This is a genomic window from Massilia horti (genome assembly GCF_004614195.1).
Taxonomy (GTDB): Bacteria; Pseudomonadota; Gammaproteobacteria; order Burkholderiales; family Burkholderiaceae_D; genus Telluria; species Telluria horti.
In genome coordinates, this window is record NZ_SPUM01000047.1 from 107,482 (window position 1) to 128,438 (window position 20,957).

General features: G+C 61.3%; 24 protein-coding genes and 1 pseudogene. 6 read left to right on the forward strand and 19 right to left on the reverse strand.

What is annotated here, in order from left to right:
- Positions 1–51: 51 nt before the first annotated feature.
- Positions 52–594, forward strand: coding sequence for a dihydrofolate reductase family protein (locus E4O92_RS08345; RefSeq protein WP_135189305.1), 543 nt, complete (start codon positions 52–54; stop codon positions 592–594).
- A gap of 215 nt (positions 595–809) precedes the next feature.
- Here E4O92_RS08345 and E4O92_RS08350 read toward each other — a convergent pair whose 3' ends face one another.
- The 9 genes from E4O92_RS08350 to coxB form a co-directional block, all read right to left on the reverse strand.
- Complete coding sequence (locus tag E4O92_RS08350; protein WP_135189306.1) at positions 810–1,226, reverse strand: OsmC family protein; 417 nt, start codon at positions 1,224–1,226, stop codon at positions 810–812.
- Between the two features lie 35 nt (positions 1,227–1,261).
- Entirely contained in the window at positions 1,262–1,483 is a 222-nt protein-coding gene (locus tag E4O92_RS08355) for a hypothetical protein (RefSeq protein ID WP_135189307.1), read from the reverse strand.
- A gap of 256 nt (positions 1,484–1,739) precedes the next feature.
- Positions 1,740–2,606, reverse strand: a complete 867-nt coding sequence (locus E4O92_RS08360) for a c-type cytochrome (protein WP_135189308.1) — start codon at positions 2,604–2,606, stop codon at positions 1,740–1,742.
- A 38-nt stretch (positions 2,607–2,644) separates the two neighbouring features.
- On the reverse strand, positions 2,645–3,013 hold the full coding sequence (locus E4O92_RS08365; protein WP_229483172.1) for a c-type cytochrome: 369 nt from the start codon (positions 3,011–3,013) through the stop codon (positions 2,645–2,647).
- A 22-nt stretch (positions 3,014–3,035) separates the two neighbouring features.
- A complete protein-coding gene (locus tag E4O92_RS08370; protein WP_167759734.1) occupies positions 3,036–3,938 on the reverse strand; it encodes a cytochrome c oxidase assembly protein in 903 nt (300 codons plus the stop codon).
- On the reverse strand, positions 3,938–4,366 hold the full coding sequence (locus E4O92_RS24770) for a hypothetical protein (protein WP_167759735.1): 429 nt from the start codon (positions 4,364–4,366) through the stop codon (positions 3,938–3,940). The genes E4O92_RS08370 and E4O92_RS24770 overlap by 1 nt, the downstream gene beginning before the upstream one ends.
- Before the next feature lie 4 nt (positions 4,367–4,370).
- A complete protein-coding gene (locus E4O92_RS08375) occupies positions 4,371–4,967 on the reverse strand; it encodes a cytochrome c oxidase subunit 3 (protein WP_135189311.1) in 597 nt (198 codons plus the stop codon).
- On the reverse strand, positions 4,964–6,880 hold the full coding sequence (gene ctaD / locus E4O92_RS08380; protein ID WP_370659997.1) for a cytochrome c oxidase subunit I: 1,917 nt from the start codon (positions 6,878–6,880) through the stop codon (positions 4,964–4,966). The genes E4O92_RS08375 and ctaD overlap by 4 nt, the downstream gene beginning before the upstream one ends.
- A 53-nt stretch (positions 6,881–6,933) precedes the next feature.
- Positions 6,934–7,881 carry a cytochrome c oxidase subunit II gene (gene coxB / locus E4O92_RS08385; RefSeq protein WP_229483174.1) on the reverse strand — a complete coding sequence of 316 codons (948 nt, stop codon included), beginning with the start codon at positions 7,879–7,881 and terminating at the stop codon, positions 6,934–6,936.
- A gap of 469 nt (positions 7,882–8,350) precedes the next feature.
- Between coxB and E4O92_RS08390 the strand changes: the two genes are divergently transcribed.
- Together E4O92_RS08390 and E4O92_RS08395 are read left to right on the forward strand one after the other, a co-directional pair.
- The gene (locus E4O92_RS08390) at positions 8,351–8,725 is read left to right on the forward strand and encodes a hypothetical protein (RefSeq protein WP_135189314.1); all 375 of its coding nucleotides are present in this window, start codon (positions 8,351–8,353) and stop codon (positions 8,723–8,725) included.
- Positions 8,722–8,943: a hypothetical protein gene (locus E4O92_RS08395; protein ID WP_135189315.1), complete on the forward strand. Its 222-nt coding sequence runs from the start codon at positions 8,722–8,724 to the stop codon at positions 8,941–8,943. The genes E4O92_RS08390 and E4O92_RS08395 overlap by 4 nt, the downstream gene beginning before the upstream one ends.
- A gap of 180 nt (positions 8,944–9,123) precedes the next feature.
- On the opposite strand, the gene infA is transcribed toward E4O92_RS08395, so the two are convergent.
- The 10 genes from infA to bufB form a co-directional block, all read right to left on the reverse strand.
- The gene (gene infA, locus E4O92_RS08400) at positions 9,124–9,390 is read right to left on the reverse strand and encodes a translation initiation factor IF-1 (RefSeq protein WP_135189316.1); all 267 of its coding nucleotides are present in this window, start codon (positions 9,388–9,390) and stop codon (positions 9,124–9,126) included.
- A 441-nt stretch (positions 9,391–9,831) separates the two neighbouring features.
- On the reverse strand, positions 9,832–11,895 hold the full coding sequence (locus E4O92_RS08405) for an alkaline phosphatase D family protein (protein ID WP_135189317.1): 2,064 nt from the start codon (positions 11,893–11,895) through the stop codon (positions 9,832–9,834).
- Between the two features lie 199 nt (positions 11,896–12,094).
- Positions 12,095–12,511: an OsmC family protein gene (locus E4O92_RS08410; protein ID WP_135189318.1), complete on the reverse strand. Its 417-nt coding sequence runs from the start codon at positions 12,509–12,511 to the stop codon at positions 12,095–12,097.
- A gap of 245 nt (positions 12,512–12,756) precedes the next feature.
- Positions 12,757–14,151 carry an adenylate/guanylate cyclase domain-containing protein gene (locus E4O92_RS08415; protein ID WP_135189319.1) on the reverse strand — a complete coding sequence of 465 codons (1,395 nt, stop codon included), beginning with the start codon at positions 14,149–14,151 and terminating at the stop codon, positions 12,757–12,759.
- A gap of 14 nt (positions 14,152–14,165) precedes the next feature.
- On the reverse strand, positions 14,166–14,453 hold the full coding sequence (locus E4O92_RS08420) for a BufA1 family periplasmic bufferin-type metallophore (protein ID WP_135189320.1): 288 nt from the start codon (positions 14,451–14,453) through the stop codon (positions 14,166–14,168).
- Between the two features lie 136 nt (positions 14,454–14,589).
- Complete coding sequence (locus E4O92_RS08425) at positions 14,590–15,624, reverse strand: patatin-like phospholipase family protein (RefSeq protein ID WP_135189321.1); 1,035 nt, start codon at positions 15,622–15,624, stop codon at positions 14,590–14,592.
- A gap of 60 nt (positions 15,625–15,684) precedes the next feature.
- Entirely contained in the window at positions 15,685–16,014 is a 330-nt protein-coding gene (locus tag E4O92_RS08430; protein ID WP_135189322.1) for a BufA1 family periplasmic bufferin-type metallophore, read from the reverse strand.
- A 132-nt stretch (positions 16,015–16,146) separates the two neighbouring features.
- Positions 16,147–16,911 (reverse strand): MBL fold metallo-hydrolase, encoded by a 765-nt coding sequence (locus E4O92_RS08435; RefSeq protein ID WP_135189323.1) that lies wholly within the window; start codon positions 16,909–16,911, stop codon positions 16,147–16,149.
- Positions 16,902–17,705, reverse strand: a complete 804-nt coding sequence (locus E4O92_RS08440) for an HvfC/BufC N-terminal domain-containing protein (RefSeq protein ID WP_167759736.1) — start codon at positions 17,703–17,705, stop codon at positions 16,902–16,904. Before E4O92_RS08440 ends, E4O92_RS08435 begins: the two co-directional genes overlap by 10 nt.
- Entirely contained in the window at positions 17,692–18,549 is an 858-nt protein-coding gene (bufB, locus tag E4O92_RS08445) for an MNIO family bufferin maturase (protein WP_135189325.1), read from the reverse strand. Before bufB ends, E4O92_RS08440 begins: the two co-directional genes overlap by 14 nt.
- 384 nt (positions 18,550–18,933) lie before the next feature.
- On the opposite strand from bufB, the gene E4O92_RS08450 reads away from it, so the two are divergent.
- The 3 genes and pseudogenes from E4O92_RS08450 to E4O92_RS08460 form a co-directional block, all read left to right on the forward strand.
- Positions 18,934–19,737 (forward strand): winged helix-turn-helix domain-containing protein, encoded by an 804-nt coding sequence (locus E4O92_RS08450; RefSeq protein WP_135189326.1) that lies wholly within the window; start codon positions 18,934–18,936, stop codon positions 19,735–19,737.
- A 608-nt stretch (positions 19,738–20,345) separates the two neighbouring features.
- Positions 20,346–20,687, forward strand: coding sequence for a CzcE family metal-binding protein (locus E4O92_RS24775; protein WP_167759737.1), 342 nt, complete (start codon positions 20,346–20,348; stop codon positions 20,685–20,687).
- Between the two features lie 116 nt (positions 20,688–20,803).
- Positions 20,804–20,908 (forward strand): annotated as a pseudogene (locus E4O92_RS08460) (metallophosphoesterase family protein); the annotation flags it as partial.
- Between the last annotated feature and the right edge of the window lie 49 nt (positions 20,909–20,957).

Sequence of the window (20,957 nt, forward strand, 5' to 3'; positions counted from 1 at the left end):
TCGCCAAACCCGACGGCCCATATATGCCCCCATCACAAGGAGTAACAAGCGATGAGAAAACTGGTGTCGTATTTAATTATTTCGCTCGATGGCGTTGTCGAGGCGCCCGATAAATATGCGCGCCAAGAGCTGTACCCCGATTTCCCAGACCTGATAAGTCAGTCGATATTCGAGCAGGATGCTGTGCTGTTGGGTCGCAAGACGTATGAGGAATGGTCGAAATTCTGGCCGACATCGCAGATCGAACCATTTTCCGCGTTCATCAATAAGACGCCAAAATTCGTGGTGAGCAGTACCTTACGGGAGGTCACCTGGGATCGTTCAACCCTGATCAACCAGGATGTGCTCGGAGAGATTGCGAAGTTGAAGACTCAATCCGGCAAGGCAATCGGTGTGCACGGGAGCGTCAGCCTTGCCCAGTCCCTCTTGTTGGCCGGTTTGCTGGATGAGTTGCAACTCGTTGTATGCCCTGCGATCGCAGGAAGCGGGCGCCGCTTGCTGGAACACGGCGGCGCACCTGTGCAACTGGATCTTCAATCGACTCGGACAACGAAAAACGGCTTGCAGTTTCTCGTCTATACGCCTCGCAAGTGAATCGAGCCACTCGGCATTTCGACGCGGGGATAATCCCGCGTCGAGACGCTGTAACGTTCAAGCGCTGCCGGCTGACCGATTGACTGGGCTTACCTAGCCCGCCGACTCACGCAGCGCAATCAGCCCTTGCGACCAGCAGCACACCACCCGCAGCAATGTATGGAATCTTCCATCCAGCCATTGCTTTCCGAAGCGGCGTCGGCTTGGACGAATTGTTAGGCCGCAGCCTCATGCCATGCGACCCGCCGGACCGGGCAGCCCGCCCTGAGTGTGTTGTGAACCTCCGCCATGCGATCTGTTTCCGCAAGCAGTAGCTCGATCTGCTCAGGTGCGGCGGATGAGTCCACCTTGGCCGAATAAACAATTGACTCGGCGGCCAGCCCAACCCCGTTGAACTGCGCGGTGGCGATGACCTCACAACCGTTGATTGCGATGCCAAGGCGGGCGGCTTCCCGGTAGAGGTCATTGCAGTAGCACGTTGCTAGCGCGGCCATAAGGAACTCGCCGCCATTTACAGCGCTGCCCCGGCCTGTGGCCTTCGCGGAGACAGCCAAATGCTGCTCGGTGCCGGCGGTGGAAAGCCGAACTTCGTGCTCGCTCGAACCATTGAGGACATGGGCTGAAATTTCCATATACGAAATTCCTTCTAAAGTGGCCTAACGTGGAATTAACCGGCGCGCTTTAGCGCGTCCATGTTGAATGGCTGGTTATGCGATGCCAAAGTGTCACGCCAAGCCTGCCAACCAAGAAAGGCGGCGCCGGCATAAAGCAGCACCAGCAGGAGAACATACGGGACCATGATAATCGCAACCGACAGTGAATTGCCGAAAAGCAGACCAACCGCGCTGCCAGCTATGAAGGTAAACCTGGTGTCGAGCACGAGTTTCATGGGGCATAACCCAGAGCTAAGCGGCTGGCCGCCGCGGATTAAATAAGGACTGCGCCGCTTTCCGGCCAGTCCGCCTTGAGCGCCAAGTTAGGCATCATCATACATCCTAGCTAGCTCGTCCCCCGCGCCTTCGTTGCAACGTGGAGCAGCAAGTTCTGCCTCAGATCGACCGTTGGGTTATGGGCGTTATTTTTGCAGAACCAAAACCCTCTACCATGCCAGACATGGAATTCGTGGACCTGAACGGCCGCGAACGTCATTGGGGAGAGGTCTGGTCGAGCGTATAGAGAAAAGCGGCGATATCGGCGGCATCTTGCTCGCGGATACGCAGATTCGGCATCGCAGAACCAGGCTTGACCTGCTGTGGGTCGTGCAGCCAGCGCACCATGTTTTCCGGCGTATTCGGCAGCACGCCGCCAATGTACTTGCGTCTGCCAATGCCGGCCAGTGGCGGCCCGACGGTGGAATCTGCTCCGGCCACGCCAGGTATCTGGTGGCAGGTCGCGCAAAGGTATTCATCGACTGCGTGACGCCCTGCCCTCGCATTACCCAGCTTGCCCGGGGGCGGCGCCGTGGCCGCTGATGCATCGCCGGCCGGCGGCAGGCGCATATTCCATTGTCGATAATCTGCCGGCGACATGGTGGGCAGCCGCTTTAGAAACGCAGTCAGGGCCCACATGTCCTGCTCGCTGAGCCGGTGCTCCCAGGCAGGCATCGCGGTCATCTTGATGCCATATTTGATGACCCAGTATAAATGCGAAGACGGCCAATCCTTCGCCGGCGATACGAGATCAGGTGGCATCGGGCGCAACCCAAAGGCAAACGCATGCGGCGCGACCCCAGGCGCGCCATGGCACTGCAAGCAATGTTCGCGGAACAGCACGAATCCGTTATCGAGCTGGCGCGGATTATCGAGGTCTGGAACCTGGATGTCGTCGGCCCGTGCGCTGACCGATCTGCGCATGACGCCATGAAGAAAATGGTATAGGACGTTAGCATGCTCGTGGGTCGCAGCCACGTTGTACAAGCCAAAATAATCGATTCCGGCGCCGGCGATCGCTGCCAGCACGATGACTGCGAAGACCGTCGCGACTGCGGTGCGCAAGGGTTTATAGGTATCCATTCCCTATTCCGCCTGTCAATATGTCAAAGGCTTCTGCATCATTTGAGCGTTGCAAGAAAGGCCGCCATGTCTCTGGCTTCAGTCTCGTCGATCCCGAGTTCCGGCATCGCGGTGCGCGGCACCACCGCTTGCGGATGGCGCAGCCAGCGCACCATATTGGTCCGTGTATTGGGCAACTCGCCAGCGATATAGCTGCGTTCGCCCATCCTGCTCAACGGCGGACCGACATTGCCGCCGGACCCCGGGATATTCGGAATCACATGACAGGCAGTGCAGGCATGCCTTTCGATCGCTGCCTTGCCGCGCGCCGCATCGCCGCCTTCCCCGCCGGCGCCGGCCCGGCACGAAGCAACTGTCAGCCAGAACAGGAAAAGAGCCGCCGCAATTCGTCCTGCATTCGCTTTCACTGTTTCTCCCCTCTGGCCTGGCTCATACAGGCGGTTTTCTTGCGCCGTCCGCAAGGTCGCCATACGCGTGCACGCCGCCCAGCCAGCCGGCGAACAGGCTGAGCATGGACCCGAGATACACTGCGCCTGCCGGGACCCACATGATGAGGCCGGCAAGCTGCTGGTCTTCGAGCGCCGTCAGGCCGAATGTACCGCCGGCATACACTGGGTACAGCGGAGCGCGCGCGAAGGTCAGCAGCGCGCCGAGCAATCCGCTGTGGACGGCGAATGTCGCCACCATGACCAGTGCTGCACCATGGCCTGCTTGCCGCTTGCCGTAAGGGGCCAGCGTCAGGGTCCAGAATGCCAGCGAAGTGGCAAAGAAACACAAGTGTTCCAGCGCGTGCACGTACTCGTGTTCCAGCGCCAGGTCATAGGCGAAGGGAATGTGCCACAACCACAGTGCAATGCTGGCGCAGGTCCAGACCACAAGTGGCCGCATCATGAACGCATAGGTCCGATGAAACCCGCTCCCGATCCAGGCCTGTCCGATGCGCCGGCGTCCGGCGAGCGGGAATGCCCACAGCCACACCAGCAGCGGGCGCCCCGAGACCAGCAAAGGCGGAGCCGCCAGCATCAGCAGCATGTGTTGGGTCATGTGCGCGCAAAGCGAGCGATCGGCCAGGCTGTCGAGGGGCGATACCAGCGCAATACCGAGCACGAGCATACCGCCGCTGAACAGCCATATGCGGCTGCGCCCCAGTACCCGGGACGCATTGCCTTCCCAGCGCAGGCGTCGCCAGCCGAGCAGATAGGCGCCGGCCGCGGCCAGGAGCAAAGCTGAGGTCCATGGGTCGGCGATCCACTGCGCCGCGTCATGCCCGTGTCCGGCGTGGCTCCACGCGAAGCCGGGTGCCATCAGCAATGACAGCGTGGTGACGAGCATCAGAATCCGCATATCGGGGCGAAGGCAACGTTGAACAACATGAAGACGAAGGCGGTCAGGAACCCGATACTGGTCAGCACGCTGGCAGCCGCGATGAAGCGCTGGTGCCCGTCTTGCTGCCATGGTTTAACTCGCTTGCCGTCTGACGGGCTGTCGCTGGTCGTGCGCCAATTGCCGATAGCAACCCAGGTTCCTGCCAACGCGACTGCGAGGCCGGCTAGCAAGACGATCCAGAACCAGCGGGTGCCGGCATACGCGGGGGCGTCGCCGGCGGGTTTGATCCGGCATTCCAGACTGGCGATGTAATACGAGAGCAATGCGTCAAGCATCCAGGCGAGCGGCGCCGCCAGGAGTCCGAACCAGAGTCGCAACGGACTGACGGAGCGCGGGAACTGGGGCGCGATCAAGGCGTCGGGATAGCTCAGCATGACGTCAACCCAGATAGGGCAGCAGATAGTATGTGGTAAAGACGGCGAGCCACACGACATCGACGAAATGCCAATACAGGCTGCCGATGGAGACTGCGGCATAGCGTGTCGCATTGAACAGGCCGAGCGTCGTCCATAACAGCAGCACGCCCAGCACCAAAAGGCCGCCGATCACGTGCAGCATGTGAAAGCCGGTCGTGACGAAATAGCTCGATGCATAGGCATCGGTCGACAATCCAAAGGGCTTGTTATGCCATTCGAGCGCCTGCATGCCGACAAACACGATGCCGAGCACGATTGCGCCGCCAAGCCCCCATACCAGACGGTCTTGCCTGCCGTGCCGGATCCCCGTTTCGCCCCACTGCAGCACGATGCTGCTGGCAATCAGGATCAAGGTATTGGGCAGCGCCAAGGCCAGTTTCGGCAGTTCCGGTACCCATTGCCCATGTGCCTGGGAGCCCAGATAAAAATAGCTGAACAGTAAATAGGCGAATAACGACCCTTCGGTGGCAATCAGGCACCACATGCCCCACCAGCCGGAAGCGCGGTGATCGACACTGCCGACCGGAAGGGGCTTGGTGACGAGTTGGGTGACGTTCATATCGCTTGCGCAGTTTGTCCCAGAGTAGCTTGCGGCCAGAGCCAGCGGACTGCCGCTACCAAAGTCAGAATTGCAGCCAATCCTGCAATCCACCAGGAGTGCGCCAGCAACGCGCCAAACAGCACAGTCAGGACGATGGCAGTCGCGAGCGGCATCAGAGAATCCTCCGGCATGCGCAGGATGGCGACCGGTTCGGCGTTGAGGGTGTTGGTTGCGACGGTTTCGCGGCCATGGTCGAGCAGCAGGCCTTCGCTGAGCGACGAACGCGTCCCATCTTTATCGAGCCGGTCTTCCCACAGTGGGTGCCGGCTGGCGAGCGTCGGGATGACCGCAAAGTTATATGCTGGCGGCGGAGATGGCAATGACCATTCCAGGGAGGACGCATCCCAGGGATTGGCGCTGGCCTTTCTGCCGGATGTCAGACTGAGCGCAACGTTAATCAGGAACAGCAGAACTCCTGCCGCGAACAGGAAGGAGCCGACCGATGTCACCAGGTTCGGCAGGTCCCATCCCATGCCCGGTGGATAGGTGTAGATGCGGCGCGGCATGCCAAGCAGTCCCGAGATATGCATCGGGAAGAAGCCGACATTGAATCCGATGAACATGATCCAGAAACTCCATTTGCCCAGGCGTTCGTTCAGCATGCGCCCGGTGAGCTTTGGAAACCAGAATGTCAGTCCGCCGAGCACGGGAAAGACGTTGATGCCAAGTAGCACATAATGCATATGCGCTACCACGAAATAGGTGTCGGTCAGCTGCCAGTCGAGCGGCACCGAAGCGGTCATGAATCCCGAGACGCCGCCGATGGTAAACAGGACGATGAAGCCGGCGAAGAACAGGAAGGGTGTCTGGAACACGGGGCGCCCGGTAAAGATGGTGGCGATCCAGGCGAACACGGCGACGGCGCTCGGGATGACGATGATGATGCTCGCCGCCGAGAAAAACGATAGCGAGATCGGCGGCAACCCGGTGGCAAACATGTGATGTACCCAGACCCCGAAGCCGATGAACATGGTCGCCACGGTCGACATCGCCACCGGCGTGTAGCCGACCAGCGGACGGCGGCAAAATACCGGCAAGGCATCGGACACAATGCCCATGGCCGGCAGCACAATCGCATATACCCATGGGTGGCCAAACATCCAGAACAGGTGCTGCCACAGCAGCGGGTGGCCGCCCATCCTGGCATCGTAGAAATGGGTGTAGAAATTACGGTCCAGCCATAGCAGCAGGAACGCCAGGCTCACTGCCGGCACCGCAAAAAGATTGCCGACCGAAGCGGTCAAGGTGCCCCAGATGATGATCGGAACGCGGTTGATGGACATGCCAGGCGCCTTGGTGCGCAGCAGCGACACGACGAAATTGACGGCCCCCACCGTCGTCGAGATGCCGTAGAACACCATCCCCAGCGCATACAGGTCCATGCCGAGGTTCTGGTTGTAGTTGCGCCCGCTATAGGGCACATAGTTAAACCAGCCCGCATCGGGAGGCCGGGCGACCAGAAAGCTCGCGTACATGAAGAGTCCCGAGAACAAGAACACCCAATAGGAGAACGCATTCAAACGCGGGAACGCCATGTCGCGCGCGCCGAGCAACAGCGGCCAGAGGAAGTTGGAGAAACCGGACAGGATCGGTAGCGCATACAGAAAAATCATGGTCACGCCATGCATCGTGAACAGCTCGTTGTACTGGTCCGGGGTAAGAACGTGCTGCCCGGGCCTTGCGAGCTGCAGACGCAACAGCAGCGCCTCGATACCGCCGATGATGAGAAAGAGGAACGCGGTGACCAGATAGCGGCGGCCGATCTGCTTGTGGTCGACCGAGGCGAGCCAGGCGTGAAGGCCGGGCTCGGCCTTCCAGATGCGTTCGAGCCGCACGGCAATGCCTGGGTCATTGCCGGCATTGGCAGTGATGGGTACCCGCGAATAATGATCTGCCGCCAAGGTTTTCTCCGCTCATCCAGATATCATTTCAGCGTTTCCAGATAGGCCATCAGCGCCTGACGGTCCTCGCGATTGAGCTCGACGACAGGCATGCGCACCCCCGGCTTCAGGTCCTGAGGATTGGCCACCCAGCGTGCGCGCTCACCGGGGGTGTTCGGCAGAACGCCAGCGGCTATCGTGTGCCGGGCAACCAGGTGCGTAAGATCGGGGCCGGTCCGGCCATGCGCGTCCGATCCATTGACCGTATGGCACATGCCGCACCGCGCGAGGAAAATCTGTTGGCCGTGCAATGCCTGCATATCCGCCGGCGCAGCGCTGGGCTGACGTTGCCGGCGCAGCCAGGCCGCGAACGCGTCCGGCGGTTCGGCGATGACGTGCAAGGCCATCTGTGCGTGCTGGGCGCCGCAGTATTCGCCGCATTGGCCACGATAATCGCCCGCCTGATTTGCCTGCAGCCACGCATGATTGGTCTGGCCGGGAACCATGTCAGTCTTGCCCGCAAGTTTTGGAATCCAGAACGAGTGAATGACATCATCACTGGCGAGCTCGAGCAGGACCGGCTGGCCGACCGGGATGTGAATCTCGTTGGCGACGATGACCGGTTCCGATTGCCGATTGCCTGGGTAGGAGGCTTCCCACCACCACTGGTGCGCAATCACGTTGATATGCAGCGCCCCGCCAGCCGCCGGCGCCGCAACTGTCGACAGCGTAATCATGGTCCACGCTGCGGCGCCCAACAGAACTGCCGTCGAGATGCCAACGCCAATCGTGATCCATGACAGGCCGTCGCGCGCTGTTTCAAGGGGCGGCCTGCCGTCTGGCCGCGACTGTGCCGGCGGCCGGCGATAAAACGTGGCCCACAGGACAAGGATGCTGATGATCACCACGACTGCCAGCGAGATTGCAAGCATTCCCCAATGAAGATGCGTGACTGGATCGGCAGCCGGACCGGCGGTTTGCAGGTAACTCATTGGGGCCTGCGCGTGTGCAGGTAGCAAAGCCGCAAAGAGCGCGCCGCAGAATGCAAGTGTCCATCTGGATACGTAGGGCTGCGTTTTTTGCATAGGCTCACTCAGCGAAAGCGAGGTCCAACCGTGCACGGACGCCCTCTTAGAGTACGCGTGCGTGCTGCAGGTTCATGGCGCCACTCCGGCGGTACCGGTTGCAAGGTGCGCATGATGCCCCAACGCTGGCAAATGGACGACAAAAAAGCCGTTGATCATTCACTCAAATGATCAACGGCTTCGGTAGATTGACTTTTAACTTCAGCTGAAATACCACGTGCGGAAAACAACGCCCACGCCCGCCGAAAAAGAGCGGCCAGGTTGGCGGGAAGAGGATATAGTCGTCGTGGCGGGCATGGGGCCCGCATCGCCAGTGCCTCCTGTCATGGGCCAGGAACCACCCGGTTACTTTCGTCACCCAGTCAAAAGGCCCCACATGCGGACCACGCAATCCAGAGGAGAACCGCCGCTTGACGAACCGGACCTGGGCATCTGGTTCGACGGCCGCACCTGCCACTATCAGGAAGATCGCCACGACATACTGGAGGATGCTATTGCCTATGCGAAGGTAGTCCAGCGCCGGCCCGGGTACCGTCCGATAGCGCTGCCGCAGATCTGGGAACAATGGCTGGGCTCCACCAGTGACGAGGCCGACCTCATGGCGACCTTCGGCATCGACTCCGAGCGCGGCACATATCGCTACAGGGAGTTCCATTACGATTTCCTGGAGCAGGCGCTCGATTACGCGCGCCGTATTTCAGCGGCCCCTACCGAGGATGCAGCCCGGCCGCGCAAGGCCGGCATCCCATGACCGCCCGGCAGCGACGCAGTGATGAGGCGACGGCCAATGCGGTCGCCCGTGGGCTCAATATCTTGGCTGTGCGCAACGCCTCGCTGGCGCGCCGCTACATGGAATACAAGCACGTTCCCGCCACCGTGATCGCGCGCGTTCTTGCGGACCCCGCCTTGCGGCGCCGGGAAAGCGCTGAGCAAGCCATTTCGGAAGCGATCACACCGGACAAACCGTGATGCCGCAGCACAAGGAACCATCGCATATCACAGCAAGCAAGAGACCGGCCTGAACAACAGGCATGTGCACCAGCACCGAGGGGGCTATCCCGACATCGCCCTCCTCGCCCGGCTGCAGACCAACCTGGATGCGTTCAATTTCTTGCGGCAACGTTCGTACCAGCGGCATTGCCGCTTGGCTCAGCGGTTACGCCGGAAGGTCTGGCGCGCAGCTGTCCGCTTGGGAGTATCGATATGGCGGAACGTGATGCGGCCTTTGCTCAGATCGTACGCCGACAGTTCCAGGGTTACCCGGTCGCCGGCAAGGATGCGAATAAAGTTTTTCTTCATGCGGCCGGCTGAGTAGGCAACCAGACGATGGCCATTTTCCAGCTCAACGCGGTAGCGGCTGTCCGGCAGGATTTCTTGCACCACGCCTTGCATTTCAATAAGGTCTTCTTTTGCCATCGCTTACGACCGTGGCACAACGTGGATCTGGGTGGCGCGCCCGCCAGATGCCGACTCGACCAGCTCATAGGAGACTAGCTTGCGCTCGAGACTCCCCGGAGGCAGAGAACAGTCGAAGTCCCCGATATCGGCCAGGACATCGTGTCCGCCAGCATCCGGCCTGATCTGTCCGATGCCCTTCAATCTGCTGAACCAATGAATGGTCCCGGTATATGTACTCATGTGATGCTCCTTACTGTAGACGAGCGAACCCAGTTCTCAAGTAGAGCCAGTGGTCGAGGATCGGACAGGAATGGCCAGATGGCCGAGACAGGAAGGAAACCGGACGGTGACAAAGTACCGAAGTGGGTCACACAGTGTACAGGACATTGCGGGATTCGCCTAATGCATCAGTGACAGCGCGTCAAAAGGCCACGATCTTGGAATAACGGCCTGAGTCCGTCACATTGCAAGTCCAATATCGCCTTCCAGCACGGACGTCTTCAGTTGCGGTCGCGCTCCGCTCTTCCACAGCGCAGCGGTGTGCACTACCCGATACCTGATGGGCCCCCCATCCGGTCCTTCGCTGCGCGTGATTGGGCGCGGGATGCAGACAAACTCCGTACGCATCTCATCGCCCGACAATCGAACCTTCGAATAGCCGTGTCCTCCAAGATCGACGAATTCGAGGTGAGGCGCCAAGTCCGGATTGGATAGGGATCGTGCGCGCTTGAGGTCAAAGCTCTTTGCATATTCCAGGCATGAACGCACACCGTGCTTCAGCAGCATGTTGTGGGTCCAGTCCGGCTTGGCTCCCCCCTCCTTGTCCGCAAGGAACAGCGCACGCAAGGGCGCGTCCTTTGGAAGCTTGTGCTCATAGGCTTCCATGGTGCCGGCACTGGTAAGCGACCCGCCCACGAAACTCAAGCCGACCGGCTCGAACTTACCGGGCGGAAGCTGCGCAGACGCATATCCAGCCCAGAAGCTGTGACGGTCGCCCGAAACGATCGCAAAGCCAGTGATGTGTGCGTCGCGCACGTGCTGGTAGATTTCAGCGCGCTCCGTCCAGGCTGTGCCGTAATCATATCCGCTCAGGGCTGCGAAGGTATGAGGCGGCCAGGGCTCCTTGGTCAGTCCGGCAGGCAGGTTCTGCGGGTCGGCGCGCGAATCAAGCGCGCCAAGCGAATTCCCCCAGATTTTCCACGTCGCCGTTGATGTCCGCAGCTTGTCCTTGAACCACGCCTTCTGCTCCATGCCAAGGATCGTTTGCGGCGGCGCGTTTCGTTGCGGGTTGGGCACATGGACGTCGTTGTGGCTGACGACCGCAGGAGGATTGCCGCCGTTGAAGGCGCGCCCGCCGTCCAGGATCTGCATCACTGACTCAGGAAGCATCCCCATGAACTCCTTACCGACCAGTTTATTGAGCGACGGATCGCCGAAGGAGTCCGCACTCCGATAGCTGTGCTGATCGGTAATGATCAGGTCCAGGTGCCGACCATACCGCAGCGCCCGATAGCCCTTGAGGCTGTTAATCGCTGCCAAGTTGTTCGGCTCCATCCCTAGCCCATGGTCATCGAACTCTTTAATCGGAACGTTTTTTACGGCGGGCGGATCGAAGCGTTCGAGCAAGCGGCTCCCGCGCGTGACCCGTGCGGGGAGATACTCAAACCAGGCTTGATTCGCCGCCACCTTAACGCTCTGGCCAGGCTGCTCGAACGAGCCCGCCTTGACGATGCTTTGCCAACCTTGAAACGAGAATTCGTGGTTATCCCACATGGCGACGAACGGCCAGCGCGCGCGCGCGTCCTGAAGGTCGGGGTCAAGGAGATAGCCCTTGTAAATGGCCCTGTATCCGTCGACGGTCAGCGGGATGTGGAAGTTGCCGACCTTGTGGCCGTCCGGGATGCGCGCGACCTCATAGATCGTGCGATCGTAGCGGGTCTGCACTTCGTCCGGGTACTCGACCATCTCGTAGATGAAATCGCCCAGGTGCAGAACGAAGCCGAGCTGTTCGGCGGCAGGCGCGCGTTCGTCTTCGTAGATCATCCGGCGGTAGGCGTTGAGCGTGCCCTCATTGACATCCTGGCAGCTCACGAATGCGAAGTTCACCGTGCGCGGATCGTTGGGCAAGGGCGCGGTGATCGTGCGGCCGACCCGGCTGCCGTTTCCGTCGGCGTCGGCAAACCGATACCAGTAGATGCGCGCCGGGCTGAGACCGCCAAGCAAAACGCGCGCGGTCCAGTCCGCGGCGCTGGAGACCGGTACCTTGGCCTGCGCGATGACTCGGTGGAATGCCTCATCCTCCGCGACCTCTACAGTGAGGAATTGGTGCGCTTGCCCGTCAAACGGACGCCGGGTCCAGAGAATGACGCTGTGCGGGTCGGGATCACCCGAGGCGACCCCTTGTGGATACAGATCACGCCGCTCCTGCCAGTGGATACGCGAAGCCCGGGCCGGGCCGACCCATGCCAGAGAAGCGCCTATTGCTGCGGCAGCTTTGAGGAAGGATCGGCGGCTGGTCGTCATTGTTGTTTAGTCCGTTCGATTGGGGGTGGCGCGGCCTCAGGATTCGGCCGCCAACGTGCACTATAAGAATTATATCGTTCGTGCATCATAGCCTGATGGCAATATGGTCGAGAGAACAAAAAAGCTCGCCGAAGCGAGCTTTGTAAAAATATCAGAGCGGGAAATTCCTCAAGAAAATCTCCCCGGCTTGGACGAATTGTTAGGCCGCAGACTCATGCCATGCGACCCGCTGGACCGGGCAGCCCGCCCTGAGTGTGTTGTGAACCTCCGCCATGCGATCTGTTTCCGCGAGCAGCAGCTCGATCTGCTCTGGTGCGGCGGATGAATCCACCTTGGCGGAATAAACAACTGACTCGGCGGCCAGCCCAACCCCGTTGAACTGCGCGGTGGCGATGACCTCACAACCGTTGATTGCGATGCCAAGGCGGGCGGCTTCACGGTAGAGGTCATTGCAGTAGCACGTTGCTAGCGCGGCCATAAGGAACTCGCCGCCATTTACAGCGCTGCCCCGGCCCGCGGCCTTCGCGGAGACAGCCAAATGCTGCTCGGTGCCGGCGGTGGAAAGCCGAACTTCGTGCTCGCTCGAACCATTGAGGACATGGGCTGAAATTTCCATACACGAAATTCCTTCTCAAGCGGCCTAACGTGGAATTAACCGGCGTGCTTTAGCGCGTCGTGTTGAATGGCTGGTTATGCGATGCCAAAGTGACACCTGGACGAAGACGTCTTGGAACAACTGGAGTACGTGACGGCCAGCCTCCGCGTGATCGGCCAGTGCGCTCCAAACTCGCCTGATTTTGATCGGTGAGGCCAACTGCAGACGGCATCGCCGGACAAGCCGCGCTGATGCTGGTTACAGTCTTATGTTTGACGCACGTGGCCAGCCAAACGCTCCTGCATTTCTGTCGCGGCAAGGGGCGCCGCCACCACAAGATCGACGGTTTGCCCCGCCACCGTGCGCGCCGAAAGTACAGTCTTGACCATGCCATAGCCTTGGGCTTTCGCCAGCTCATAGGCGGCCAGGGTGGTCAACGCACGGGTGCGCTCCACCTTGTTGTGCTTCTCCAGCTTGGCCGCGAGGTTGACCGCGTCACCGATCACCGTGTATTCGAGCCGGCTGCGTTCGCCAATAATGCCGAACACGACCTCGCCACAGGCGAGCGCGGCGCCAACGTCAGGCGCGCACTTGCCCGCGCGCCGGCGCTGTTCGCGCCACCCGTCCACGGCGTCCATGATCGCATCCACGCAGCGCAACGCGGCCGCCGCATAGTCCGGGCGGCGGGCCACTGCGCCAAAGCTCGTCAGGATGCCGTCGCCCAGGAATTTGTCAATACTGCCGCCATGCGCCTTAATGATCGGCACCAGCAGTCCCTGGTACTCACCGAGCAACCCGATCACCTCATCGGGGCTGAGTGCGGCAGCGGCTTCGGTGAATCCCCGCATGTCGAGAAAAAGGATGGCCGCTTCCCGCAACTCGCCCTGCCCCGCCATGATTTCCCCTTCCGATTGGGTGATGCGGCGCGCCACCGAGTCATCGAAGAACAGTGACAGGTCGGCCACCGCCTGTTCACCCGACACCGCCTTGGCCAGCAGCTCGCGCGCGCGATACAGCGCCAGCGCCAGCACCGCAGTGACCATGAGAACGGCGAGTAGCTTTTCGAATTCCCCGCCGTAGTAGATCTGAATCGAACGCAGCGAGGTGACGTAATCGTGTGTGACCGGATTGGCCGGGGCATGGGTGATGGCATATCGCAAAATCGCAAGCCAGCCGCCGAACGCGGTCAGCCCCGAAAGAATCACCCAGGCCGGTTCGAAGCGCAGCGCCCGCAGCGCGATCAGGATAAAGACAAAGGTGAACTCGGTGCTCTTCAGGGAAAACTGCGGCGGCTGCTCGTATTGCAAGTGGCAGGCCCAGATCGTGAACAAAAGCACCGCCATCTCGCCGACCACGGTGCAGGCCAGCAGCCAGCGAGTCAGCTGCCCGGTCAGCGCAAAATAGAGGCGTAGCAACGCCAGTACGGCGAACAGGGTTAGCCCCAGCGGCGCGGCCATGATGGGCGCATCCGGCGAAAAGTCAGGCGGAGCTCCGGCATGCAGCGCCGCCAGCGTGCCGACGATGGCCAGCTGCACCACAGTGACCAGAAGCTCGCTGCGATACTGCTCCCGCTCCAGTTCACGCTGCACCCGCAGTGGCGCACGTATGCCGCGGCGCGCAGGCAGGATCAGTTCTACCAGCTGTTTCCATTGTCCGGACATGGCTTGCCGCTCTTTCAGACCGGCGATGGCCAGAGCGTGCCGCCGACGATCTTGTCGCAGGTGCCGGCCGGCAGCATCAGCCATTCCTCGGGCTGGGCATCGCGCGTTGCCCGTCCGGCGCATACATGCACCGCGTTGCCACAGTCGTTCTTGCCCGCCCGCACCACACCGTAGCAACGCTCGCGCGCCAGCGCGAAGCGTTGGCTCGATCCCGGCAGTGTATGGGTGGTCTGCTGTACCGCGACCAGCACGGTAGCGATGGCGGCGGAGATCACCGCAGCATTGCTGATCCGGTAATCCATGCCTGCTCCCGCCGGATCACGTTTTGCATGATCTCGATCTCCTCACAAGAATCGCGCTGGACGGCCGAGCGATGTGCGCACTTGGCGTCTGGACGTTGCACGCTAGTTTAAGCAAATCTCAGGTCTCCTTCACAGTTCACAGGAACTCCGCCTGCAGGTCGACGCTCGACAACGTGCCAATGGCGTCATAGTTGCGCGCCAGCCAACGCTCGGCCTCTGCCCTGCCCTTCTCATGCAAGAAGCAGAGAAAGTCCCAGTCGGCATTGAACTTGCTCGATACGCCCAGCTCGGCCATGGTTTCATCCGAGCGCACCGAATGGATAAAAATTTCCTTCATCTCGCCCGGCGCGATCTTGCCTTGCTGGATCAGCGAAGTGACGAAGCGGATCGCCCGCATCTCCCGCATCAGCGACGAATTGAAACTGACTTCATTGATGCGGTTGAGGATCTCGGGCGCGGTCCTCGGCACGCCGCGGCGCACGATCGGGTTGATGTGTACGATCACGATATCGCGTGTGGCGCAGTTGTAGATCAGCGGGAAAATTGCGGGATTGCCCATATAGCCGCCATCCCAGTAGTACTGGCCATCGATTTCCACCGCCTGGAACAGGAACGGCACGCAGGCCGAGGCCAGCACGGCGTCGATGCAGATCTCGTCACTGGGGAAAATCCGTATCTTGCCGGTCTCGACATTGGTCGCGGACAGGTAAAGAAGTATCGGGCAGGCTCTTCTCAACGCCTCGAAATCCACGTGGCGGCCAAGCACGTCGCGCAGCGGGTTGAGGTTGCGCGGGTTGAATTCATAGGGCGACATCACGCGCAGCAGCAGGTCGGTCAGGAAGTACAGCGGCGATTGGTCCAGGGTATAGGAATGGCTGAAGAAGCGTTCCCAGGGCAGCTTGCGAAAGGGGCTGCTGGCCTGTGCCGCGTTCGCAATGTCGCGCCAGAACTCCCTGAGCGCGGCGCGGGCGCGCTCCGGTCCGCCCTGCAGCAGACCGTAGGTCAGCACCGCGGCATTCATCGCGCCGGCGCTGGTCGCGCTCACGCCTTCCACCGACAAACGCCCGTCTTCCAGCAGCCGGTCCAGCACGCCCCAAGCGAATGCCCCATGGGCGCCACCGCCCTGCAGCGCCAACGCAATTGGCTTTGGACGGCGTGTGCTGGCATTCATGCTGCGCCCCTCAATGCTGCGTCCAGCCATTGTCCATGGTGGCCCACCGCGACGCCAGGCCTAGCCGTGGCCAGCTGCCTGCGCGGCCTTGGCTGCAGGACTCAGTTGCCCACTCTTGCCGCCCGGCTTGGCATCGAGTGAGGTCTGCAGGCGCCCGCCGGCGATCCTCTCGCAAGTGCCCTTGGGCACCAGGATCCAGGCTTCCGGCTCGCGATCCGCCTTGGCCGTGGCAGCGCACGAACTGACACTGGTGCCGCAATCGTTCTTGCCAGCCTTTGCGATGCCCGCGCATTTTTCCGAGTCCCCCTTTGCCGCCTCGGCCGGTCCGGGGATCACAACCATCGCGAACAGACTGGCAATCGCGCCCTGTACGATGTGCTCGGTCTTCATGGCTTGACCTCCCCTCGTGGTGGGTAAGCATCTGTTGGAATGAAGTCCATCCCGGGAGCGCAGTATGCGAAGGCAGCATCACGTGGCGGTCACAGAAAAATCACATTTTTGTCGCGGTGGGTGACCAGCTTGTCAGAACTGCAGCACCTGGCCGTGCGCCAGCACCTGCGGCCGGTATTCGGACGCCGCCTCTTCGATTTCGCGGATCAATGATTCCCTGTCGGCTGGCTTCAGGTGGGTAACATGAATCTGCACCGGCCGTTTGAGCATGCCGAGTTCGTGCCTGAGCAGCCGCGGGCACAGGTGCCGCGCGGCCAGCGCCAGCGCGCAATCGCGGTCGCAAAAAGCGGTCTCGATCAGTAGGTGGCGCAGATTCGCGATGGCATTGACGGCTTCCCACAGTGCCGGGTTGGGGCCGGTATCGCCGCTGAACACCAGGCTGGCGGCGCCGCTGTCGATCCAGTAGCCCACCGCCGGCACGGTATGCGCAGCCGGAATCGCCGTGAAGCCGCGCCCCGCGATCTCGACCCGCTCCCCCGTCCTGATCTCGTGCAATTGCAGGTAGGGCGAGCCGGGCCGCGGCAAGCGGGTGAAATCAGGCCACAGTTGGCCATTGAACAGGTGCCGGCGCAGCGCCTCGATCGTTTCGGCCAGCGCGTGCACCATCAACGGTTGCGCGCGCTGCCGGCCGACGGCGTCGGCCAGCAGCGGAAGGCAGCAGACATGGTCGAGATGGGCATGCGTGAGAAAGACGTGGTCAATGCATGCCAGTTCAGCGATGGCGAGATCGCCCACCCCGGTGCCCGCATCGACCAACACATCGTGGTCCGCCAGCATCGCGGTCGTCCGCAGGCCCGGCCCGATGCCGCCGCTGCATCCGAGTACTTTCAGCCGCATGGCGTGCTCCCGGACGCGGTGCTGGCGGCCACACGGAAATCGACGAGAGTCTGCTGCGCCACGTGGCGCAGCAGGGAACCTGCAAGATCGAATCCAGGATCCGCCCCGAGGGCGCGGCCAAGGGCCGCGGCCAGTGACTCGCCTTCGGACATTGCATGAAGCAGCACCAAGTCCGCTTCGGCAAGCGCGCAGCATTCGGCCGTGTCGCCGCTGCGCCGGACCAGGAGATGGCCGCCCTCGCCGGAGATATCGAGCATGCCGTCCCGCTGCCCACAAGTTTGATGCCACTCCCATATCCGCAGCACCGGGAAGGACGAGCTCAGCAAGCGGCACGCGGGATGCAACCTGAACACGAGGGCGGCATGGCTTTCGATGGGCACCTGCTCCAGCCTGACCAACTCCAGCGGCGGATGGTCGGCTGCATGCAGGCATTCGTGCAGCGCCCATTCCAGACGGGCGACATCGGGCAGGTAGGCCAGCGCCGCCGCCGGCGGAAAGTGTTGCAGGAATGCGGGGAAGGCGCCGCCGTAGACGTTCAGGTCCCCCGATGCCGACGGATGGCTGTCGATGTAGCGGCTTGCCGCGCCATCGAAGAAAGCTTTCCCGACCAATTGCTCGACTACAGAATAGACGCCGCGCAGGGCTTCGCGTAGGTTGTGGTGCATGTTGTTGCGGTAGACCTCAAGACGCCTGTCAACCTTGACACCGCCTTCCACGATCCAGGATTTCAGCGCTTCCCCCTCGCCGCCGGCCACGGCCGCAGCGAACGCGTCCTGCAGCTCAGCAAGCAGCATGGTATACCTCGAGGAGTTGCTGCGCCCTGCCGGCCTCATCCTGCAGCACAGGGAAGGCGGGTAGATTCGTGTCCCATTCGATCAGGGTCGGCAGCGGGCCGAAGCGCTCGACCGCAGCGCGGTACAAATCCCATACAGGATCGGCGATCCGGGTGCCGTGCGTATCAATCAGCAGATCGCCGGCATCCTCGAAGCCGGCAAGATGGAATTCCCGCACCGCGCCGCTTGGAATTCGACGCAGGTAGGCATGCGGATCGATGGCATGGTTGACAGCATTGACGTAGAGATTGTTCACGTCGAGCAGAATGCCGCAGCCCGTCGCTGCAACCAGTTCGGCGATAAACTCGTCTTCCGTCATGATGGAATGGCGGTAGCTCAGATAGGCGGAAATATTTTCGATCAGGATCTGCCGCCCAAGAAAGTCCTGGGTCTCGTCGATGTGCGTGCACACCTGGCGCAAGGCCTCCTCCGTATAAGGCAGGGGCAGCAAGTCATTCAGGTGGCGTCTGCCGATCGCGCCCCAACTCAGGTGTTCCGACACCAGGCCGGGGGCGAAACGGTCGACAAGGCCCTTTAGCTTGACCAGGTGTTCCCGGTCCAGGGCATCGCTTGACCCCAGCGACAAGCCGACGCCATGCAGGCTCAATGGATAGCGGCTGCGGATCCGCTCCAGATAATGAATGTGCGGCCCGCCCTCGGCAAAATAATTTTCGGCATGCACCTCGAACCAAGCGGCGGGCGAGGCGGACGACAGCGCCGCGTCGTAATGCGCTGCGCGCAAGCCGATTCCCGCCGCGTGGGGTATTCCCGATGCAGAATCATCGCCGCTTCTGTGCGAGCTCATGGCATCCCCTTGCCCTCGGGTGGTGGACCTATTCTTCGCTACGAAAATCACGAAATTGTCACGGCAGGTTCAAATATTGGTCACGCGCGGTGGGCGCGGCAAAGCGGCCCCGAGGCAAGCGCCCTCGAGCGCGGATAGCTGCTCGAATAGGGATGTTCGTTGGATCCGGCCAGTTGCTTATAGCGCGGCAGGAAAAAACATCGACAGCTTGCGTAACTGCCTCGTGCAGCGGGTCGAAACACATTGACCAAACCGCGCATCCGCCGGTGCGTTCCCGGGCAGGCAGCCCCGGCATTGCGGCTGATTGCAGTCCGGAAATCGTGCAAAAGGATTACGACAAACTGCGCCTGCCCGAAATCCGCTGCAGTGCAAGGAGAATTGCTTATGTCACGTCAAGTACTGGTCATCGAAGCAGACGAGGAAACCTTTGTTGCAATTGGCGCCGCGCTGGGCGTGCTGTCCTGCGAGGTCAAGCATGTAGGCGATGGCCGGGAAGCCTTGGCCGAGGCCATGTCTCATCCCTATGACCTCATCATTTTGGACCTTTCCCTGCAGCAGCTCAATGGACTGGAATTGTGCTGCCGCATCCGCGGGATTGAACCCTACATGCCCATCATCATGCTCTCATCCGAAGCAAGCGAAACCGACCATGTGCTCGGTCTGGAATTGGGGGCAGACCTTTTCGTGACCAAGCCGTTTAGCGTGGCCGAATTGATTGCACGCATCAAGGCGATCTTCCGCCTGGTCGACAAGCTCTTGCAGTCGCCGTCCGCCGCACCGCAAATCCTTCATTGCGGCAACATGCGTATCGACGCGGAGAGCCATGAAGTGAGCATGGGCGGCAGGCAGGTCGATCTCACTGCCAAGGAATTTCAATTGCTGCTGCACTTTGCGCGCAATCCGGGGCGGGTGTATAGCCGCTTGCAGCTTCTGGAACAGGTATGGGGTTACCAGCACAGCGGTTACGAACACACGGTCAATTCCCACATCAACCGCCTGCGCGCAAAGATCGAGAACCACCCGGACGAGCCGTCGTTCATCCAGACGATTTGGGGTGTCGGCTATAAGTTCAATGCCCAGGCGACAAGCCCGGGGCGGACAGGTGATCGTGCGGCGTCTTCCACGGGCACCAGCAGCAACGCAAGACGCTCGGCCAGAAGTCGCCATGCTTGGTCGGGTCGCGCATAAGCGGAGCTACTGCATCGCGGCTTGCGCGACCTTGTCGTGGATCTGGCGCTTGAATTCAACCAGGTCTTGCGCATTGATGTCGGAGATAGCGGAAAACTGCATGCCATTCTGGCTCCAGGGTAGCAGCTGGAAGCCCTGACGCGAGCTGACGTGTGGCGCGGTGTCGTGGCGCCGGGGCACGCCCGGCGCGCGGTCGGTGAAAGTGATTGCCGTACCCTTGACCAGCCTGTGTCGCGCCGCCGTGAGCAGTATGTTGCCATCGGTGCTGCGGCGATACGCCGCCTCGCCGCCATGGCATTTCCGGTCTGTTCTGGACCTCAGATGCCGCGTCCTCAATCACGGATTTTTCAAAAGCCACCACCTCAGCGCCGGGAGATCGTGCGCTGGGTAGTCAATCAGGGGCGCGCAACGATCAAGACGGCATGCATGGCGTTTGGCTTCAGCCAGACGTGCCTTCGATATGCCCGCGGCAACGGCATGAGGGACGTCGCCGCCTTCGTCATCAACTCGTAATGCCGGTGACATTCTGCCGTCAGAGCCGCCTTCTTAGACTGTCTTCACTGTCTGCACATCGGGTTCAGACGCCAACCACACTGGAACTCAAGATCATGATCACTCTGCCTCGCCTCGCTCTCGCCGCTTCCTTCCTCCTCGCCCTGAATGCGCCCGTTTACGCCATCGGCCTAACCGGCACCGTCGCCGACTATGGCAATCCCGCCCCCGAAAAGGCCGCCGGCCGCGTGATCACGCTCGGCGCCGACAGCAAGTACATCAACGTCGAAAACGGCGAAACTGTCACCATCCGCGTCAACGGCAAGGCCATCACTTGGGCCTTCTACACCTTCCCTAGCATCACAAGTTTCGATCTTCACACGATCGCCCCGCAAGACGTCGCGGCAGGCGCCATCCGCGTCTACGTCGCCGACAACCCGCTCTACCGGGGGGGATGATCATGAAAGCGTTGCTCGGCGCCGCTGTCCTGTTCGCCGCCGCCAATACCCGGGCGGCGGGCAGTATCGAACAGGGTCAGAAGCTCTCCGCCGCCATGTGCGCGGCCTGCGTACGCCTCATCCCGGGCGAGCACGACACTTCGCTCGACCACGGCGCCCCGTTCAAGGAATTCTTCGGCCCGACCTTTTATACCTTCGACCACAGGGGAGTACACTTTATCTTTTGCGGCAGCGGCCATGAAGAAATGAACGGCAAGTTCATCGTCAAGG

Bases quoted from the DNA above. Each gene is read 5' to 3' on its own strand.
- E4O92_RS08345 (WP_135189305.1), top strand. From the start codon at position 52: ATGAGAAAACTGGTGTCGTATTTAATTATTTCGCTCGATGGCGTTGTC.
- E4O92_RS08350 (WP_135189306.1), bottom strand. From the start codon at position 1,226: ATGGAAATTTCAGCCCATGTCCTCAATGGTTCGAGCGAGCACGAAGTT.
- E4O92_RS08355 (WP_135189307.1), bottom strand. From the start codon at position 1,483: ATGAAACTCGTGCTCGACACCAGGTTTACCTTCATAGCTGGCAGCGCG.
- E4O92_RS08360 (WP_135189308.1), bottom strand. From the start codon at position 2,606: ATGGATACCTATAAACCCTTGCGCACCGCAGTCGCGACGGTCTTCGCA.
- E4O92_RS08370 (WP_167759734.1), bottom strand. From the start codon at position 3,938: ATGCTCGTCACCACGCTGTCATTGCTGATGGCACCCGGCTTCGCGTGG.
- E4O92_RS24770 (WP_167759735.1), bottom strand. From the start codon at position 4,366: ATGCTGAGCTATCCCGACGCCTTGATCGCGCCCCAGTTCCCGCGCTCC.
- E4O92_RS08375 (WP_135189311.1), bottom strand. From the start codon at position 4,967: ATGAACGTCACCCAACTCGTCACCAAGCCCCTTCCGGTCGGCAGTGTC.
- coxB (WP_229483174.1), bottom strand. From the start codon at position 7,881: ATGAGTTACCTGCAAACCGCCGGTCCGGCTGCCGATCCAGTCACGCAT.
- E4O92_RS08390 (WP_135189314.1), top strand. From the start codon at position 8,351: ATGCGGACCACGCAATCCAGAGGAGAACCGCCGCTTGACGAACCGGAC.
- E4O92_RS08395 (WP_135189315.1), top strand. From the start codon at position 8,722: ATGACCGCCCGGCAGCGACGCAGTGATGAGGCGACGGCCAATGCGGTC.
- infA (WP_135189316.1), bottom strand. From the start codon at position 9,390: ATGGCAAAAGAAGACCTTATTGAAATGCAAGGCGTGGTGCAAGAAATC.
- E4O92_RS08405 (WP_135189317.1), bottom strand. From the start codon at position 11,895: ATGACGACCAGCCGCCGATCCTTCCTCAAAGCTGCCGCAGCAATAGGC.
- E4O92_RS08410 (WP_135189318.1), bottom strand. From the start codon at position 12,511: ATGGAAATTTCAGCCCATGTCCTCAATGGTTCGAGCGAGCACGAAGTT.
- E4O92_RS08415 (WP_135189319.1), bottom strand. From the start codon at position 14,151: ATGTCCGGACAATGGAAACAGCTGGTAGAACTGATCCTGCCTGCGCGC.
- E4O92_RS08420 (WP_135189320.1), bottom strand. From the start codon at position 14,453: ATGGATTACCGGATCAGCAATGCTGCGGTGATCTCCGCCGCCATCGCT.
- E4O92_RS08425 (WP_135189321.1), bottom strand. From the start codon at position 15,624: ATGAATGCCAGCACACGCCGTCCAAAGCCAATTGCGTTGGCGCTGCAG.
- E4O92_RS08430 (WP_135189322.1), bottom strand. From the start codon at position 16,014: ATGAAGACCGAGCACATCGTACAGGGCGCGATTGCCAGTCTGTTCGCG.
- E4O92_RS08435 (WP_135189323.1), bottom strand. From the start codon at position 16,911: ATGCGGCTGAAAGTACTCGGATGCAGCGGCGGCATCGGGCCGGGCCTG.
- E4O92_RS08440 (WP_167759736.1), bottom strand. From the start codon at position 17,705: ATGCTGCTTGCTGAGCTGCAGGACGCGTTCGCTGCGGCCGTGGCCGGC.
- bufB (WP_135189325.1), bottom strand. From the start codon at position 18,549: ATGAGCTCGCACAGAAGCGGCGATGATTCTGCATCGGGAATACCCCAC.
- E4O92_RS08450 (WP_135189326.1), top strand. From the start codon at position 18,934: ATGTCACGTCAAGTACTGGTCATCGAAGCAGACGAGGAAACCTTTGTT.
- E4O92_RS24775 (WP_167759737.1), top strand. From the start codon at position 20,346: ATGATCACTCTGCCTCGCCTCGCTCTCGCCGCTTCCTTCCTCCTCGCC.